We start from the raw sequence: 17,604 nt of genomic DNA on the forward strand, positions 1-17,604 counted from the left end.
CGTCGGCGGTTGTTGCCAAGAGCTTAGGAATGGCACCGAACAGCAAACAGTGGCGAAAGTGCCGATAAACTCCGGATTCTCGCCACTGCGGCGGTCAACGGGCCTGTTCCGCCGGCGGAATCCTGCTGTGGATGTCCTGGATCGTGTTCCGCATCCCCATGCGGAAGATCTCGGCCTGGTGTTCACCGAGGAACGCGGTGTGCCCGAACACCTCCAGGACGACCAGACCGTGCATGTGCCCCCACGCGCTCATGACGAGAGCGGTCACGGCAGTCGGCAGAACCTGTTGGCCTGTCGGTGGCAACTGGCCCAGATATGCGAGGAACTCGGGCGACAGGCCCGGGGTCTCGGTCGCGGCCAGTTGTGCCGGGGTGAACCCGCCGAACAGCTCGTGCTCGAAGATCGCGCTCATCCGGCGCACCGCCTGGGTGGTCGCGCCCTCAACTGGCGCCTCGTAGTACCGCAACGGCGTTCCGTATAGGAGCTGGAACAGCTCGGGATGGTCGATGGCCCACCGCCGGTACCCCTCGGCCGCGATCACCACACGCTCCAGCGGCGAGCCCTCCGGCGTGGTGTCGACGGCGGCCTGGACGGCGTCGGCCAGGGCGTCGTACGACTTGGCGACGAGCGCCGTGACCAGCTCGTCCCGGCTCGGGAAGTAGTGGTAGAGCGCCTGCACGGTCATGCCCAGGTCCCGGGCGACCGCGCGCAGGGACAGGGCCGCGGGACCGTTCTCGGCGATCTGGCGCTCGGCCGCTTCGAGGATCTCCTGAGTGGCGGCCGCTCGGCGCCGCTGGCGCAGGGTGGGCGGGGCGGCTACGTGTTCGTCAACGGGCATGAGGCGACCGTACGACGCCGACTCCGTGCCCGTACGGAGAAGTTGCGAACCGTCAGAAAAATCTAACACTGCCAAATCTTCCTTCTTCTCACTAACGTCGTGGCCGCGACGACACGCGTGTCATTCCCTCGCATCGGCCCCTGCCTGCCGGGGTGAGAACCGATCGCGGGGACCGTGTTGGGCCCCCCTGACAGCGCCTGCTGCTCGACGTCGCTTCCACGTAGGGAAACAAAGGGGATTGTCCGTGTTTGAACGCATAGCCGAGCTGGCGATTCGCCGGGCCCGGCTGATACTCGTCGTCACCGTCGTGGCGGTGGCTCTCATGGGTGTCGCGGGTGCCGGCGCGTTCGGCAAGCTGCTGGGCGGCGGCTACGACGACCCCGCCTCGCAGTCCAGCCGTGCCGGGAAGGTCATCGACGAGAAGTTCGGCGGGGAGTCGAACCTGGTCCTGCTGGTCCGTGCCTCCGAGGGCCGCGCCGACGACCAGAAGGCCCGGGAGAGCGGCCGGACCCTGGTGGCCGACCTCAGGAAAGAGGAACACCTCAAGAACGTGATCTCGTACTGGGACACGGACAGTCCCAGCCTCCTCTCCAAGGACGGCCGGGAGGCCGTGGTGCTCGCCCACGTGGAGGGCGAGGGCACGGAGCGGGACGAGAACGCCAAGAGTGTCATCGACGCCTACGCCGGTCCGTACGAGGACGCGTTCACGATCGAGGCCGGTGGCGGCGCCGCGGTGAACAGCGAGATGGGCAAGCAGTCGGGCGAGGACCTCGTCCTGGCCGAGACCATCGCCGTGCCGCTCACCCTGCTGCTGCTCCTGGTCGTCTTCGGCAGTCTGGTCGCGGCCCTGCTGCCGCTGGTGATCGGGATCGTCGCCATCGTCGGTACGTTCGCGGAGCTCTACCTCCTCGGCAGCATCACCGATGTCTCCGTCTTCGCGATCAACCTGACCACGGCGCTGGGCCTCGGTCTCGGTATCGACTACGCCCTGCTGATGGTCAGCCGGTTCAGGGAACAGCTCGCGGCGGGGGCGAGCGTGGACGACGCCGTCCGGCAGACCATGAGCACGGCGGGCCGTACGATCGCGTTCTCCGCGGCGACGGTGGCTGCCGCGCTCGGGGCGCTCATGGTGTTCCCGCAGTACTTCCTCCGCTCGTTCGGCTACGCCGGGGTCGGTGTCGTCGCCATCGCAGCCCTCAGCACCCTGTTCGTCATGCCGGCCCTGTTCGTCGTCCTGGGAGACCGCGTCAACAGCGGGCGTCTGCCGTGGGCGAAGCGCGGCCGCACCTCGACCCGGGAGCCGATGTGGGGGCGGCTCGCCCGCACCGTCATGCGGCGGCCCGCCCTCACCGCCCTGCCCGTACTCGCCGTACTGCTGCTGGCAGCGGGCCCGTTGCTGGGCATCACCTTCGGCACACCGGACGAGCGCGTGCTGCCCGAGGACGCCGACAGCCGCCAGGTCTCCGCGGTACTGCAGAAGAACTTCGCCGGCAACGACGACGCGGCCCTGCACGTCGTCCTCGGCCGGTCCGTGGACAAGGCCCCGCTGCGGTCGTACGCGGTGGCACTGTCCGAACTCGACGGTGTGGTCCGCGTCGAGGCCAGCACGGGAACGTACGCCGACGGAAGCTCCACCGCGACCGGGCCCGGCAATCCGGCCCTGGGCCGCGCCGACGCGCAGCAGATCAATGTGGTGAGCGCTCTGGCGCCGAAGTCGGACCAGGCACAGGACCTGGTGGACGAGGTGCGGGCGCTCACCCCGCCCGCGGGGGCGGACCCGCTGGTGGGCGGAACCGACGCGGTACTGGTCGACTCGAAGGACTCCATCGCCGGCCGGCTGCCGCTCGCGGTGGCGCTGGTCGCCCTCACCACCTTCGTCCTGCTCTTCCTGTTCACCGGCAGTGTCGTGCAGCCGGTGCGTGCGCTGGTCCTCAACATGATCAGCCTGGGAGCGACTCTCGGCGTCATGACCTGGATCTTCCAGGACGGCCACCTCTCCTCGCTCCTCGGCTTCACCGCGCAGCCGATGGACGTTTCGATGACCGTGCTGATGTTCTGCATCGCCTTCGGTCTGTCGATGGACTACGAGGTGTTCGTCACCAGCCGCATCAAGGAACTCCATGAGGCGGGCGAGGACAACGAGTCCGCCGTGGCCAACGGTCTCGGGCACACCGGGCGCATCGTCAGTGCGGCGGCCTGCCTGCTCGCGGTGAGCTTCTTCGCCTTCGGGACGGCCAAGCTCAGCTTCATGCAGATGTTCGGCCTGGGCAGCGGGCTGGCCATCCTCATCGACGCCGTCGCCGTACGTGGGGTCCTCGTACCCGCCGCGATGCGTCTGCTCGGCCGCTCGGCCTGGTACGCGCCGCCCTTCCTGCGGGCGTTCCACGGACGGTACGGCCTCAGCGAAGGCGGCCCCCGGAGCGCGACGGCACCGAGTCCCGCGGCCGAGCCGGTGCGGGAGAAGAGCCCGACCGAAGTCTGACCGAACGAGCCCGAGTCCCGCTGTACGCGGCCCTGTCGGAGCCCTCCCCGAGTCGCAGGGGGAGGGCTCCTGGCGCTTCACACGCCCTCGTCCACGCCGCTCATTCACCCCTCATGTGTCGCGCAGTTCCATGTGAAGTCTGGCGGCCTGTCGTGTGAGGTGGTCCCGTTCGGGGATGCTGGGCGCCGATCGGGCGGCTTCGACGTAGAGCCGTGCCGCGGTCGTCCGGTCTCCGTCGCGCTCGTGCAGGTATGCCGCGACGGCAGCGTGGCGGGGCAGCGAGGCGTCGAGTTGCGCCAGGGCGGCCAGGCCGGCCCGCGGACCGTCGGCCTCGCCCACCGCCACGGCCCGGTTGAGGCGGGCCACCGGGTTGCCGGTGAGACGTACCAGCTCGTCGTACCACTCGACGATCTGCACCCAGTCGGTCTCCGCGGCACACGGGGCGTCGGCGTGCAGCGCGGCGATGGCGGCCTGGGCCTGGAACTCGCCCAGGCGGTCGCGGGCGAGGGCCGCCTGGAGCACGTCGACACCTTCGGCGATCAGCCGGGTGTTCCACAGACCGCGGTCCTGCTCGGGCAGGGGTACGAGGCTGCCGTCGGGGCCGGTCCGTGCCGGGCGCCGTGCGTGATGGAGCAGCATGAGCGCCAGCAGGCCCGCGACCTCCTCGTGATGGGTCCTGGCCGCGAGGTGGCGGGTGAGCCGGATGGCCTCGGCGGCGAGGTCGACGTCGCCGGAGTAGCCCTCGTTGAAGACGAGGTAGAGCACGCGCAGCACCGTGGCCACGTCACCGGACCGGTTGAACCGGACGCCCGAGACGGTCCGCTTGGCCCGGCTGATCCGCTGGGCCATGGTGGCCTCCGGCACGAGGTAGGCCTGCGCGATCTGCCGCGTGGTCAGGCCGCCGACCGCGCGCAGCGTGAGTGCGACGGCCGAGGCAGGTGTCAGGGAGGGGTGCGCGCACAGGAAGTACAGCTGGAGCGTGTCGTCGGTGGCCTCGCCCGGGCCGGGCACCGGCTCGCGGTCGACGCGTACCTCACGGTGCCGTCGGGAGGTGTCGGCGCGGGCGGCGTCGAGGAACTTGCGCCAGGCCACGGTGACCAGCCAGCCCTTGGGGTCCCGCGGGGCGTCGTCCGGCCACCTGCGCACGGCCTCGATCAGGGCCTCCTGCACGGCGTCCTCGGCCGCCGCGAAGTCGGCTCCGCGGCGGACGAGGACGGCGAGCACGGTGGGGGTGAGGGTCCGCAGCAGGGACTCGTCCACCATGTGTCAGTCCGTGGTGCACGGGTGCGCGGACAGGAACGGGCGTACCTCCAGCCACTCGTGGATCGGCTTCCCGCCCGCGCCCGGAGCCGCCGACAGCTCACCGGCCAGTTCGAGCGCCCGCTCGTAGGTCTCGACGTCGATCACGATCCAGCCGGCGATCAGGTCCTTGGTCTCCGCGAACGGGCCGTCGGTGACCGGCGGCCGTCCCTCGCCGTCGTGGCGCACGAAGGTGCCCTGCGACGAGAGTCCCTGGCTCTCGACGAACTCGCCGGTGCCTTCGAGCCGCGCCGCGAAGTCCTTCATGTACTGCACGTGCGCCGAGACCTCGTCCGGCGTCCACCGGTCCATCGGCACGTCGTTGACCGCTGCCGGCGCGCCCCGGTAGTGCTTGAGCAGCAGGTACTTGGCCATCATGTTCTCCCTGGTGCGGTACGGCCCCTTGTGGCCGTGTTCACTGCGGGGACGGAGCCACGCGCGGGTTCTCGACATTCCCCGAGGATCCTTTTCCTGCCGGATTCCGTCGGGCTTCGGGAAAGCATTGCGACCATACCCGTGCCGGTGCATCCGACAGTCCGCTTCGTACGGAATGCTGGGCATCTGGCAATGACCGGCGAGGGGCTTCATGCACGACACGCAGATCGCCATCGTGGGTGCCGGTGCCGCGGGGCTCTCGCTCGCCTACCACCTGACCCTCGGCGCACCCGGGCGCCGTCCGCCGTCGGTGGTGCTGGTCGACGCTCCGGAGGGTCCGCTGAGACCGGCCGAGCGGACCTGGTGCTTCTGGGAAAAGCCGGACGGGGAGTTCGACGAGGCCGTGTCCGCGGTGTGGGACACCCTGCGGGTGCAGGGCCCTCGCGGTTTCGGCGTGGCCGCGCCGGTCGCGCCGTTGCGCTACAAGATGCTTCGCTCCGGCGACTTCGAGTCGTTCGTCGGCCACCGCCTTGCCGCCGAGCCGAAGGTGACACGGCTCGAAGCCGTGGTCCACGACGTTCGCGAACTCGGCCGTGGTGCCGAGATCCGCGCGCTCGCCCCGGACGGGCGGCCTCGGACGCTGCGCGCCCGGTGGGTGTTCGACTCACGGCCCCCGCGCGTTCTGCCGCCCAGCCGTACCACCTTGTTGCAGCACTTCCGCGGATGGTTCGTCACGACCGAGCGCCCGGCCTTCGATCCGCGGGTGGCGGACCTGATGGACTTCCGTACCCCTCAGCCCGCACAGGGCCTCTCCTTCGCCTACGTCCTGCCCTCCTCCGCCCACCAGGCCCTGGTCGAGTACACGGAATTCTCCCCCCGGACCCTGGACGACGCCGGCTACTCGGACGCGCTGCGCCGGTATCTGACACACGAACTGGCCCTGGAGCACTTCAAGGTGAACCGGGTCGAGAACGGTGTGATCCCCATGACCGACGCGCGCTTCCCGCGCCGCGTCAGCCCGTCCGTCTTCCGCATCGGTACGGCGGGCGGAGCGACCCGGCCCTCCACCGGGTACACCTTCGCCGCCGTGCAGCGGCAGGCGCGTGCCATCGCCACGGCCGTACACCAGGGCCGGACCCCCGAGCCTCCGCCCGTCCACTCGGCGCGGTCGCTGGCCATGGACGCCGTCCTGCTGCGGGCACTGCACACCGGGCGTGTGTCGGGTTCGGACTTCTTCACGGGCCTCTTCCGTCAGGTCCCCATGGAACGCCTGCTGCGCTTCCTCGACGGGCGGACCAGCCGGCGCGAGGACCTGCTCATCGGTCTGCGCACCCCGGTGGGCCCGATGCTGCGCACGGCGGCCGAACTGCCCTGGCTCCCCAGGCGCCGGGTGAACCTCAAGGAGATGCGATGACCCTGCTGCGCGACGAAACGCTGTCCGCCGCGTTCGACCATGCCGCCCGCACCTACGACCGGCTGGTCGCCGTGAATCCCGGCTACCACTCCCACCTGCGGCGTTCCGCCCGGCGGCTTGGGCTGCCGGGAGGCGGTGCCGGGCTGCGGCTGCTCGACCTGGGGTGCGGAACCGGTGCGTCCACCGCGGCCCTGCTCCACGTGGCCCCGCTGGCCGAGATCGTCGCGGTCGACGCCTCACCGGGCATGCTGGCACAAGCCGCGGCGAAGCCCTGGCCCCCCGGCGTCACCTTCGTGCACGCCTCCGCCGAGCACCTGGAACAGGCGGGCGTGCGCGGCCCGTTCGACGCGGTCTTCGCGGCCTACCTGTTCCGCAACCTCGCCGACCCGGACGCCGTGCTCTCCGCGGTGCGCGCACTCCTCGCCCCGCACGGGCGGCTGGCGGTGCACGAGTACACCCTCAGCGGGCGACGGGCCGACAGCCTCGTGTGGTGGGCGGTCTGCAAGGCGGTGGTGCAGCCGGCGGGCACCCTGGCCGGCGACGCGGCGCTCTACGACCACCTGTTCCACAGCGTCACCCGCTTCGACACGGCGGAGCAGTTCGCCGCGCGAACACGACGGGCGGGATTCTCCGGCGTACGGGTCCTGCCGCTGCCCGGCTGGCAGACCGGCATCGTGCACACCGTGCTGGCCTCGGCCGGCCCGGACGAGGAGGCCGGGCGATGATCCCACGCGCCACCTCGACGGACGGGCGGGCCGGGCGCGGACGTGACCGCCGCGCGAAGGTGTTGCAGGCTCCGCCCGGTCTGCCACGCGTCCCCCAGGGGCGGACGCCGACGACAGCCGTCATCGGCGGCGGGCTGGCCGGGCTCGCCGCCGCGACCGCGCTGGCGGAACGGGGTGTACGGGTCACGCTCTACGAGCGCGAACACCAGTTGGGCGGCCGCCTGGCGGGCTGGCCCGTGGAACTGTCCGACGGCTCCACGGCGACCATGACCCGCGGCTTCCACGCCTTCTTCCGTCAGTACTACAACCTGCGCGGCCTGTTGTGCCGGGTGGATCCCCGCCTCGGCATGCTGACCGGCCTGCCCGACTATCCGCTGCGGCACAGTTCCAGCCTCCAGGACAGTTTCGCCAAGGTGCCGCGCACACCGCCGTGGAGCGCACTCGGCTTCGCCGCGCGAAGTCCCACCTTCGGCGGGCGCGACCTGACCCGGATGAACCCACGTGCCGCGCTGCCCCTGATGGACGTACGGGTGCCCGAGGTCTACGAGCGGCTCGACACGGTCAGCGCACAGGAGTTGCTGGAACGGATCCGGTTTCCCGAGGCGGCCCACCACTTGGCGTTCGAGGTCTTCTCCCGCAGCTTCTTCGCCGACCCCCGCCAGCTCTCGGCGGCCGAACTGGCCGTCATGTTCCACATCTACTTCCTCGGCTCCAGCGAAGGCCTGCTCTTCGACGTACCGCGAGAACCCTTCCCGGCGGCGATGTGGCATCCGCTGGCCGCCTACCTGACCGGGCACGGCACGGACATCCGTACGGGGCACGCGGTCGAGAACGTGGAGCCCTCGCCGACGGGCGGATTCCGCGTCACAGCCCAGGACGACGGGCGGCAGTACGACAGCGTGGTGCTGGCCCTGGACACGACCGGTCTGCAGTATGTCGTCGCCCGCTCGCCCCGGTTGGGCGACCGGGGCTGGCGCGAGCAGATCATGCGGCTGCGCACGGCACCGGCCTTCCTCGTCTCGCGGTTCTGGCTGGACCGCCCGGTGGCCCGCGATCGTGCCGGGTTCCTCGGCACCAGCGGGTACGGCTCGCTGGACAACGTGAGCGTCCTGGAACGCTGGGAGGGCGAGGCGCAGCGCCGGCGTGCCCGCACGGGCGGCTCGGTGGTCGAACTGCACGCCTACGCCGTGGAGTCGGGAGCGGACCGGACGGCGGAGCAGGAGCGTCTGCTGGCCCAACTGCACCGCGTGTACCCGGAGACCCGCGCCGCCGAGGTCCTCGACGAGCGTCACGAGTGGCGGGCCGACTGTCCGTTGTTCGCGGTGGGCGGCTACCGCGACCGGCCCACGGTGCGGACCGCGGACCCGGCCCTGACCGTGGCGGGCGACCTGGTGCGCACCGGTCTGCCGGTGGCTCTGATGGAACGGGCCGTGACCTCGGGATTCCTCGCCGCGAACGCCCTGTTGGAGCGGTGGGGCGTGCGCGGCCAGACACTGTGGACCGTCCCGGACCGCGGCAGAGTGCGCGCCCTGCGCACGCTGAACCGGCTGCTGGGTGAGTGAGCCGGCCGAAAGCGACCGGCGTCGTCCTGCGGGTGGTCAGCCGGGGAAGCGGCCCGTGCTGCGCAGTTTCCAGCGGCGTTCCGCGTAGGCGATGTCGTCGCGCCACAGGCGTGCGGCCGCCGCGCGCATGAGCGGCCGCAGCGCCGGTGCCGCGGCCCTCGCGGCGAGGAAGCCCGGGCGCCCGGACGTGGCGATCACCGCTTCGACGACCGCCGTGCGCGGCTGCCCGGCGTCGTCGGTGCCCAGCGGCGTCGCGTGCGTCTCCACGACGGAGCCCGCTCCTTCACCGTGGGTGATGTGCATGACGACGGTGCGGGGTTCGGGCGCGGTGAAGACCGCGCGCACGGGGACCACCACGGTTCCCGCCAGCTTGAAGGAAACGTCCACGGTGAAGGCGTCCTCGTCCTCTTCCACGTCCTCCTTCCCGGTGAGGGGAGCGACGGTCAGGTCGACGAACGAGTAGGGGTGGAACCAGGCTCCGTGCCAGGGGTCGAGCCGATTGGCGACCACGTCCTCGGGTTCGCAGCGTCCGCTGGTCGTGTAGACCGTCGCCACGCTCGCGGCCCGGGCGGGGCGGGAAGGGACGACCGGCCTGTCCAGGGGCGCCTCGCCGCCGACCTCGTCGAGCCTGACCCACGTCAGCACACCGTCGTCGAACACCGGGTAGGGGGTCCAGTCCCCCACGGCCCGTCCGTCGAGGGCGAGCCCGTGCCAGTGACAGATCAGCGTGCCGCAGCGCACCGGGCTGTCCTTGAGCGGGGCTCCCAGGTGCGGGCAGACGCCGGGTCCTGCCCGTAGGACTCCTCGGGTGTCGCGCCAGACGACGACCTCCAGGCCGGCCACGGTGCGGCCCAGCGGACGGTCGTCCTTGATCTCGTGGGTGGCGCCCAGTACGTACCAGTTGCCCGAGGGCCGGCTCTGGGCGCGCTTCAGCGCGGCGGCGATCACCGCGGGTCGTGCCTCCCGCCACGTAGGACGCTGGCGCTCCCAGGCCACGAGCCGACGGCGCAGCCGCAGGGGGTAGCGGCCGGTTCGGGGTGAACGGTCGCCGCTCACACAGGTTCCTTCCGGTGCAGAGGGACACGGGTGCCTTCGGAGGCGTGCGCCGACGCGTGCACGGACCGTCCGGCCGTCGGCGTCGGGGCACCTGTCCCGCGGTGGCGCAGCCGGGCGGCGGCCAGTCGGATCAGGCCGTCGCAGGCGAGGGCGGCCCGGCGGCGGTTCGCGACGACGGCCCGGCGGTGCAGGACCGCGTATCCGTCGTCGGCGACGGCGTCGAGGATGGCGCCGTACAGGACGAACGCGGTACGCATGCAGGGGCGGGACACGGGGTCGAGCATGGCGAGGCCCGGTGCCGCAGTGCGGTACACGTCGCGGGTGACGGCGGCGGCGGCCGTCAGCGCCGAGGTGATGCGGTGGTCCCGGCGGCCGGTGGCGCGGCTCCACTCCAGCAGTGCGCGGTCGACCCCGTGCGCGGCGAGCAGTTCCTGGGGAAGGTAGATCCGGCCGCGGTCGAGGTCCTCCCCCACGTCCCGGAGGAAGTTGGTCAGTTGGAAGGCGACACCCAGTGCGGCGGCGTGCGGGGCGGCCTCTTCGCGGGGGACGACGGTCCCCAGTACGGGCAGCATCTGCAGCCCGATGACGGCGGCCGAGCCGTGCATGTACCGCTCGAGATCCTCGTACGTGGGGTACTGGGTGACGTCGAGATCCTGGCGCATGGATGTCATGAAGTCCGTGAAGTGCCGGGGGTCGATGTCATAGCGGCGGGCGGTGTCGGCCAGGGCCGCGACGACGGGCTCCGGGCTGGTGCCCGTGCGCAGTCCGTGGTCCAGCTGGTGTTGGAGCCGGTGCAGGGCCGTGGCCCGCTCGGCCGGTGCGGCCGTGGACTCCAGGTCGTCGACGATGTCGTCGGCCCACCGTGCGAACCCGTAGAGGGCGTGGACGGCCGGCCGGCGCTCGACGGGCAGCAGCCGCGTGGCCAGGAAGTACGTCTTTCCGTGGCGGGCGTTGAGGCGTCGGCAGTGGCTGTAGGCGGCGCGCAGCGCCGGATCGGTGACGGCCGCCGCGTCCAGTTCCCGGGCGCTCATCGTGTTCCTCTCGTGCCGGTGCGCGATCTCGCGGTGGTGGACGGGGCGGGGCGCGGGCCGGTGATGCGTGCGGCGGCGAGCCTGCCGGAGATGAGCACGGTGGGCACACCGACTCCGGGGGTGGTGCCGCAGCCTGCGAGCACCGCGTTCTCGGTGCCCCGCACCAGGTTGCGGGGCCGGAAGGGGCCGGTCTGCGCGAAGGTGTGGGCGGCGGAGAACGGTGTGCCGGCGGCGTGTCCCTGCGCCGTCCAGTCCGCAGGAGTCACCAGGCACTCCTCCTCGATGGACGAGCCGATGCCGTCCAGCCCGCGCTTTTCGAGCTCGGTGAGGATGCTGTCGCGGTAGCGGGGGGCCAGGTCCCGCCAGTCCTGCGCGCCGGGGCCGATGTCCGTGTTGGGGCAGGGGGCGAGGATGTAGTGCAGGTGCCGGCCGGCCGGCGCCAGGCCGGGGTCGCTGGTCGTGGGCCGGGTGATGAGCAGGGAGGGGTCGGTCATGAGGCGCCCGGTGTGGGTCAGTTCGTCGAAGGTGCCCTTCCAGGCGGCCCCGAAGGAGATGGTGTGGTGCGCCAGTTGCGGCCAGGTCCGGTCGCCGCCGAGGTGCAGGACGACGGCGGAGGGTGAGTGCCGCAGCGGTTTCGCACGCCGTGGGGCGCGGCCGAGGAGTTCGTAGGCGATGGGCAGGTCGGGGGTCAGGACCACCGCGTCGCAGGCGATGCGGCCCTGTTCGGTGATGACGGCGGTGATGCGGGAACCGCTCCGCTCCAGGCGCTGGACGTCGTGCCCGTAGCGGATGTCGGCGCCTGCCCGCGAGGCGGCGTCGGCCATGGCCCGGGGCACGGCGTGCATGCCGCCGCGCGGGAAGTGGACGCCCGCGACGGTGTCCATGTAGGCGATGACCGCGTAGGCGGCCAGGGCCCGGGCCGGGGGCACTCCCGCGTACAGCGCCTGGAAGGTGAAGACGCGCCGCAGCCGCTCGTCGGAGATGAAGGAGGCGATACGCGCGTCAAGGCGTCCGAAGCCCCCGAGTGCGGCCAGCCGGGCCAGGTCGGGAGTGAGCAGGGCGAACGGGGAGTCGAAGTTGGTGTCGATGAACCGGCGCATCTGAAGCTGGTAGAGCTGGTGCAGCCAGGCCCGCAGCCGCCGGTATCCCTGCACCTGACCGGGGCCGGCGAAGCGTTCGATCTCGGCTTCCATCGCCTCGGGGCGGGTGTGGACGTCCAGACTGCTTCCGTCGGCGAACCGGGCTCGGTAGGCGGGGTGCAGAGGGATGAGGTCCAGCCGGTCGCCGAGGTTCTCCCCCACCGCGGCGAGGGCGTCCTCGACGAGTTCGGGCATGGTCAGGACGGTGGGGCCGGTGTCGATCCGGTAGCCCCCTCGTTCGAGGAGTCCGGCTCGGCCGCCCGGGTGCGCGGCCCGTTCGACCAGGGTCACGGCGCGTCCGGAACCCAGCAGGTACAGCGCCGCCGACAGGCCCGCGAGCCCCGCGCCGACCACCACCACGTGGTCGGTGGCCCCTGGGATCGTCCTCACTGGATGCCGCCTTTCGCGAAGGGATCCTGGCCGGCGGGCGGCGGGGCTGCTCCGTCGGCCGACGGCAGCGCCGCGACACGGTGGAAGAGTCCTCGCAGTCTTCGTTCGGCGTGGGGCGCGAACGTGCCGGTGGTGAGATGCCGGCTCGCCTGCCGGGCCAGACGCCGGATTCTCTCCTCGACGATCGCGCGGGCCCCCGTCGTCTCGAACGCCTCGCGCACCTTGCGTACGCCGTCCTCGCCCAGCTCCGCCTTGCCGACGCACGCGGCCAGGAGGGCGAGCGCGTCGCGGTCTCCCGTGGCCTCCGCCCGGTCCGTGGCCACCGCCAGCAGGTAGGTGGCCTTGCCTTCCCGGATGTCGTCCCCGGAGGGTTTGCCGGTCGCCGCGGGCTCACCGAACGCTCCGAGGAGATCGTCGCGCAGTTGGAAGGCCAGACCGGCGCAGCGGCCCGCCCAGCACAGTGCCCGGGTCGCGCCCTCGTCCGCTCCGGCGAGGGCCGCGCCCAGACCCAGTGGGCGTTCCACCGAGTACAAGGCGCTCTTGAGGGATGCCGTGCGGACCGCGCGGGCCATCGACCGGGAACCGGTGGCCTGCCCCTGGAGGTCCAGATACTGGCCGGCCACCATCTCCTGCCGCATGGCCTGCCAGAGATCGCGCACCCGGCTCGCCGTCGGCGGGAGGAGGTCGGCCGAGGCCATCACGTCGTCGGCCCAGCTGAGCGCCAGATCGCCCACCAGGATGGCTGCGGCCCTGCCGAACGACTGGCCCGAGTCGTCCGCGGCGTACTGGTGCCGCAGGTCCACGTGCACGGCGGCCCTGCCACGGCGCAGCGGTGACCCGTCCATGACGTCGTCGTGGACCAGCGCGCACGTCTGGATGAGTTCGAGGCCTGCCGCCAGCCGGAGCGCGGCTTCCGTCTGTCCGGTGTCGGAGCCTCCCTCGCAGGCCCGCAGACCCCACCAGAGAAACTGTGAACGAAGGCGCTTGCCGCCCCGCAGGGTGAACTGGGCGACCCGCTCCGCGATGTCCTCGGCGAACACGGTGTCGATGGCGCGGGCGTCCTTCACCCGCTCCCGCAGGATGTGCTCAAGGGTGCGTCCCACCGCGGCGGCGACGTCGGCGTCGACGGCGGCGGCTGTCTCGGGGGCCGGGCTCTCGGGATCCGGGTTGTCGTGCGCCGGTACCTCCGAGGTGCCCGATCGGCACCCGTGCGCGAAGGACTTTCCGGTAACCGGTCCGTTGTGGTCGGTGGTGAAGGGGAGTGCTTCTGTCCGGGGGCGCACTGCACGTCCTCTCGGCCATTCGTTCAGATCGGTCGACATGGATTACCGGACGATTCGGCTCCGGAGTGCCGCCCGGATGCACCTGGGAATGATCGCCGGACGAGGGGGCCCGCGGGCGGAGGCTCACCGGCCGTCTGACCTGGCCGGACCAACGACTCGACCCTTGTGGCTGTCCCGGCCGCGCGGCGGCACCCGGTGGTGGGGGCCCGGTGCAACGGCGGTGAGGACCGGCGGATTGCGGGTGGGGCCCGGCTGAACTGCGCCACCTGCACGGCGGTGGGCGACCGCTCGGGTGAAGCTCCGCCTTCCCTGGGCCGACCGCCGCGTCGCCTTCAGCAGAAGGGGTACTTGGCATCAGCGGATCTCAGGCGACCCCATTCCTCGTGACGGACAGAGTCGTTCCGCGCTTCCCTCAGAGATCGGAACGCTGTGAGCACCAAGAAGAAGAATCCTGTGAAAGCGGCCAAGGGCAAGGTGGCCAAGAAGGTCCAGGAGGTCGTGCATCCCGGCAACGAGATCCCGGGGGCGCCCGGGCCGGTGGCACCGCCGCTCGACGAACCGACCGAGCCGGCCGCACCGCTGCCGCCAAAGCCGGACCAGCGCGGCCCCGACACGTTCAGCCCCACCGGGCAGGCGACGGACGTCCCGCAGGAGAAGGTGGCGCAGGGCGGCGAGTTCCTGACCACCGCGCAGGGCACGCGGCTGTACGAGACCGACCACTCCCTGAAGGCAGGCCCGCGCGGGCCCGTGCTGCTGCAGGACCATCACCTGCGGGAGAAGATCACCCACTTCGACCACGAGCGCATCCCGGAGCGGGTGGTGCACGCCCGCGGCGCCGCGGCGCACGGCGTCTTCCAGGGGTACGGAACCGCCGGGCAGATCACCAAGGCCACGTTCCTCGGCAAGGGCGTGGAGACCCCCGTCTTCGTGCGCTTCTCCACCGTGCTGGGCTCGCGCGGCTCGGCCGACACCGTCCGCGACACCCGGGGCTTCGCGACGAAGTTCTACACCGACGAGGGCGTCTTCGACCTGGTCGGAAACAACATCCCGGTGTTCTTCATCCAGGACGCGATCAAATTCCCCGACGTGATCCACGCGGGCAAGCCGCACCCGGACCGGGAGATCCCGCAGGCGCAGAGCGCCCACGACTCGTTCTGGGACTTCGTCACCCTGCACACCGAGGCCACCCACCACACGCTGTGGAACATGTCCGACCGCGGCATCCCGCGCTCGTACCGGATGATGGAGGGTTTCGGCGTCCACACCTTCCGGTTCGTGAACGCCGAGGGCGCGACGACGCTGGTGAAGTTCCACTGGAAGCCGAAACTCGGTGTGCACTCGCTGGTCTGGGAAGAGGCGCAGATCACCGCGGGCGTGGACCCCGACTTCCACCGCCGCGACCTCGCCGACGCGATCGAGTCCGGCGCCTTCCCGCAGTGGGAACTCGGCGTCCAGACGTTCCCCGACACCGACGACCAGCTGTTCGAGGGCATCGACCTGCTGGACCCGACCAAGATCGTGCCGGAGGAGCTGGCCCCGGTCCGGCCGATCGGCCTGCTGACGCTGAACGCCAATCCCTCGAACTACTTCGCCGAGACCGAGCAGGTCGCCTTCCATCTGGGCCATCTCGTCCCCGGTATCGACGTCACCAACGACCCACTGCTCCAGGGCCGGCTGTTCTCCTACCTCGACACCCAGATCAGCCGGCTCGGCGGCCCCAACTTCGGTCAGCTGCCGATCAACCGTACCCACGCGCCGGTCAACGACATGCTGCGTGACGGCATGCACCAGACCGCGGTCCACCGCGGTGCGGCCCCGTATCACCCCAACTCCCTCGACGGCGGCTGCCCCTTCCTCGCCGGCGAGGACACCGGCGCGTACATCGAGGTCCCCGAGGCGGTGCCCGCCACCCGCAAGGTCCGTGACGCGGCGGCCTCCTTCGACGATCACTTCAGTCAGGCCCGCCTGTTCTGGCTGAGCATGACTGCCACCGAGCGGGAGCACATCGTCGCCGCGTACACCTTCGAGCTCAGCAAGTGCTGGGAGACGACGATCAAGGAACGGGCGCTGCTGGTCCTGGCCAACATCGACCCCGAGCTGTGCGCCGAGGTCGCGATCGGACTCGGGCTGCCGACCCCCGCGCCCACCGTGAAACTGGCCGAGCCCGACCCCAGCCCGGCGCTGTCCCAGCTCGGCGCCACCTGGCCGCTGGACGGCCGGATCGTCGGCATCGTCACCGTGGGCGACCAGGATCTGGACGGCGTACGGTCGATCCGTCAGGCGGTCCTGGACGCGGGCATGGTGCCCCTCGTCATCGCCCCGGCCGGCGGTGTGCTCGACGCCGACGGCGAGCCCGTCACCGTGCAGCGCACCTTCGCCAACGCCCGCTCCACGGAGTTCGACGCCATCCTGCTGGCCGGTGCTCCCGCGCCGGGCGCCGACGCCTTCGGGGCCCGCGACGCCAAGGTGGACGACGTCGCGGTGGCCTCGGGTATCGATCCCCGTCTGCTGCTCATGCTCTCGGAGGCGTTCCGCCACGGCAAGGCGCTCGGTGCCTGGTCCGACGGGACGGAGGCGCTGGAAGCGGCCGGTGTCGCACTCGACGCCCCCGGCGTGGTGAGCGCGGACTCGGCCGACGCGGTACTGGAACGCGTCACCGGACTGCTGGCGGGTCACCGTGCGTGGGACCGCTTCACCCAGCCCGTCTGAGCCCTGGCCCTGACGCAATCCGCCCCGCGGTCCCTGCCTTGTCGGGCAGGGACCGCGGGGCGGAGCGGGCGGTGGAGCCGGGATACCGCGGTACGGGGCTCAGGAGCCGGCCAGGACCTCGGCGACGGCGCCCACGAAGTCGTCGAGGTCCTTCGGCGTCCGGGATGTGATCAGGGTGTAGCCGTTCGCGCTGTCGGTCACGACAGCCTCGTCCACCCAGTCCTTGGCGCCCGCGTTGCGGATGTCGGTGCGCACGGAGGCGAAGGACGTCAGCGTCTTGCCGTTCAGGACGTCGGCCTCCACCAGGGCCCAGGGGCCGTGACAGATCGCGGCGATCGGCCGGCCCGTCGCCGCGAACGCCTTGACCGTCTCAAGCGCCTTGGACTGCAGGCGGAGCTGGTCGGCGTTGATGGTGCCGCCGGGGATCAGCAGCAGCTCGTACACGCCCGGGTCCAGCGCATCGAGCGTCGTGGTGGGCTCCACCGTCTCCCCGGGGTCCTTGTCGCCCACCAGAGTCCGGATGGGATCCGAGGTCACGGCTGCGACGGTGACGTCCGCTCCGCTCTCCCGAAGTCGGCGGACCGGCACCACCAACTCGTCCTGCTCAACTCCGTAGTTGGTGACGAGCACCAGTACCCGGTGGTCGTTGAGCGGCTTGTCGGACATGATGGTGAGCCTTTCTCTCGTTGCGAAGGTGGCGTGGTCGTGTCCGTCAGGACTTGGCGGCCTTCTTGGCGGCGCCCTTCTCCGTGGTGGCGTCGGCCGTGGTGAGGGTGCCGCCGGAGGTCTCCAGGTGGGCCCGCACGAACCACTGGAACTGCTCCAGGTCACGCAGCTGCTCGATCAGCAGGTCCTCGGTGGCCGGGTCGATGTCGCCCGCCTTCTCGACCGCGGCACGAACGTCCTCCAGCAGGCCGGTATACACGACGTCGAGCGCTCCGAGGTGGGCGATGGCGTCGGCGCGGCCCACGCTGTAGTCCTTCCACGTGCGCTCCTCGACCAGCGCGCCCGGCGTGCCGTACGCGACGCCGCCCAGGGCCGCGAGGCGCTCCGCGACGTCGTCGGCCATGTCGCGGACACGGTCCACCTGCGGGTCGAGCATTTCGTGCACGGCGATGAAGTGCGGTCCCACCACGTTCCAGTGCACGTGCTTGAGCGTGAGGTGGAGATCGTTGAGGGCGTGCAGACGCTGCTGCAGCATGTCGATGAGCGAGCCTGCGTCCTTCACCGTGAGGCCCGGGACGGTGTAGCGGGGGGTGGCCTGAGAAGCCATGACGGTGTCTCCTGTCTCGTACGCCTTG

The 17,604-nt window shown here is 71.3% G+C and carries 14 protein-coding genes; 5 read left to right on the forward strand and 9 right to left on the reverse strand.

Features of this window, described 5'->3' with window-relative positions; genetic code table 11:
* Positions 1–94 precede the first annotated feature (94 nt).
* Positions 95–838, reverse strand: a complete 744-nt coding sequence (locus tag OHS59_RS02875; protein WP_328491789.1) for a TetR/AcrR family transcriptional regulator — start codon at positions 836–838, stop codon at positions 95–97.
* Between the two features lie 244 nt (positions 839–1,082).
* Here OHS59_RS02875 and OHS59_RS02880 point away from each other — a divergent pair, with 244 nt between their 5' ends.
* On the forward strand, positions 1,083–3,320 hold the full coding sequence (locus OHS59_RS02880; protein WP_328491790.1) for an MMPL family transporter: 2,238 nt from the start codon (positions 1,083–1,085) through the stop codon (positions 3,318–3,320).
* A gap of 111 nt (positions 3,321–3,431) precedes the next feature.
* Here the strand turns inward: OHS59_RS02880 and OHS59_RS02885 are convergent, their stop codons facing one another.
* Both OHS59_RS02885 and OHS59_RS02890 read right to left on the reverse strand, forming a co-directional pair.
* Positions 3,432–4,580, reverse strand: coding sequence for an RNA polymerase sigma factor (locus tag OHS59_RS02885; protein WP_328499025.1), 1,149 nt, complete (start codon positions 4,578–4,580; stop codon positions 3,432–3,434).
* 6 nt (positions 4,581–4,586) lie between these two features.
* Positions 4,587–4,994: a YciI family protein gene (locus tag OHS59_RS02890; RefSeq protein WP_328499026.1), complete on the reverse strand. Its 408-nt coding sequence runs from the start codon at positions 4,992–4,994 to the stop codon at positions 4,587–4,589.
* A gap of 211 nt (positions 4,995–5,205) precedes the next feature.
* On the opposite strand from OHS59_RS02890, the gene OHS59_RS02895 reads away from it, so the two are divergent.
* From OHS59_RS02895 to OHS59_RS02905, 3 genes are read left to right on the forward strand one after another with little or no spacing between them, the layout of a single operon-like run.
* On the forward strand, positions 5,206–6,408 hold the full coding sequence (locus OHS59_RS02895; RefSeq protein WP_328491791.1) for a lycopene cyclase family protein: 1,203 nt from the start codon (positions 5,206–5,208) through the stop codon (positions 6,406–6,408).
* Positions 6,405–7,133, forward strand: a complete 729-nt coding sequence (locus OHS59_RS02900; RefSeq protein WP_328491792.1) for a class I SAM-dependent methyltransferase — start codon at positions 6,405–6,407, stop codon at positions 7,131–7,133. Before OHS59_RS02895 ends, OHS59_RS02900 begins: the two co-directional genes overlap by 4 nt.
* Positions 7,130–8,695: an FAD-dependent oxidoreductase gene (locus OHS59_RS02905; protein WP_328491793.1), complete on the forward strand. Its 1,566-nt coding sequence runs from the start codon at positions 7,130–7,132 to the stop codon at positions 8,693–8,695. Before OHS59_RS02900 ends, OHS59_RS02905 begins: the two co-directional genes overlap by 4 nt.
* Positions 8,696–8,731: 36 nt before the next feature.
* Here OHS59_RS02905 and OHS59_RS02910 read toward each other — a convergent pair whose 3' ends face one another.
* The 4 genes from OHS59_RS02910 to OHS59_RS02925 are packed head-to-tail and all read right to left on the reverse strand — an operon-like array spanning position 8,732 to position 13,594.
* Entirely contained in the window at positions 8,732–9,751 is a 1,020-nt protein-coding gene (locus tag OHS59_RS02910; protein ID WP_328491794.1) for a DUF5914 domain-containing protein, read from the reverse strand.
* On the reverse strand, positions 9,748–10,782 hold the full coding sequence (locus OHS59_RS02915) for a phytoene/squalene synthase family protein (protein ID WP_328491795.1): 1,035 nt from the start codon (positions 10,780–10,782) through the stop codon (positions 9,748–9,750). The genes OHS59_RS02910 and OHS59_RS02915 overlap by 4 nt, the downstream gene beginning before the upstream one ends.
* Complete coding sequence (locus tag OHS59_RS02920) at positions 10,779–12,311, reverse strand: phytoene desaturase (RefSeq protein ID WP_328491796.1); 1,533 nt, start codon at positions 12,309–12,311, stop codon at positions 10,779–10,781. The genes OHS59_RS02915 and OHS59_RS02920 overlap by 4 nt, the downstream gene beginning before the upstream one ends.
* A complete protein-coding gene (locus OHS59_RS02925) occupies positions 12,308–13,594 on the reverse strand; it encodes a polyprenyl synthetase family protein (RefSeq protein ID WP_443061375.1) in 1,287 nt (428 codons plus the stop codon). Before OHS59_RS02925 ends, OHS59_RS02920 begins: the two co-directional genes overlap by 4 nt.
* A gap of 429 nt (positions 13,595–14,023) precedes the next feature.
* Between OHS59_RS02925 and OHS59_RS02930 the strand changes: the two genes are divergently transcribed.
* Positions 14,024–16,303 carry a catalase gene (locus tag OHS59_RS02930; RefSeq protein WP_443061376.1) on the forward strand — a complete coding sequence of 760 codons (2,280 nt, stop codon included), beginning with the start codon at positions 14,024–14,026 and terminating at the stop codon, positions 16,301–16,303.
* 99 nt (positions 16,304–16,402) lie between these two features.
* Here OHS59_RS02930 and OHS59_RS02935 read toward each other — a convergent pair whose 3' ends face one another.
* Both OHS59_RS02935 and dps read right to left on the reverse strand, forming a co-directional pair.
* Positions 16,403–16,969 (reverse strand): DJ-1/PfpI/YhbO family deglycase/protease, encoded by a 567-nt coding sequence (locus tag OHS59_RS02935; RefSeq protein WP_328491797.1) that lies wholly within the window; start codon positions 16,967–16,969, stop codon positions 16,403–16,405.
* 46 nt (positions 16,970–17,015) lie between these two features.
* Entirely contained in the window at positions 17,016–17,576 is a 561-nt protein-coding gene (gene dps / locus OHS59_RS02940) for a DNA starvation/stationary phase protection protein Dps (RefSeq protein WP_328491798.1), read from the reverse strand.
* Between the last annotated feature and the right edge of the window lie 28 nt (positions 17,577–17,604).

This window comes from Streptomyces sp. NBC_00414, from assembly GCF_036038375.1.
Taxonomy (GTDB): domain Bacteria; phylum Actinomycetota; class Actinomycetes; order Streptomycetales; family Streptomycetaceae; genus Streptomyces.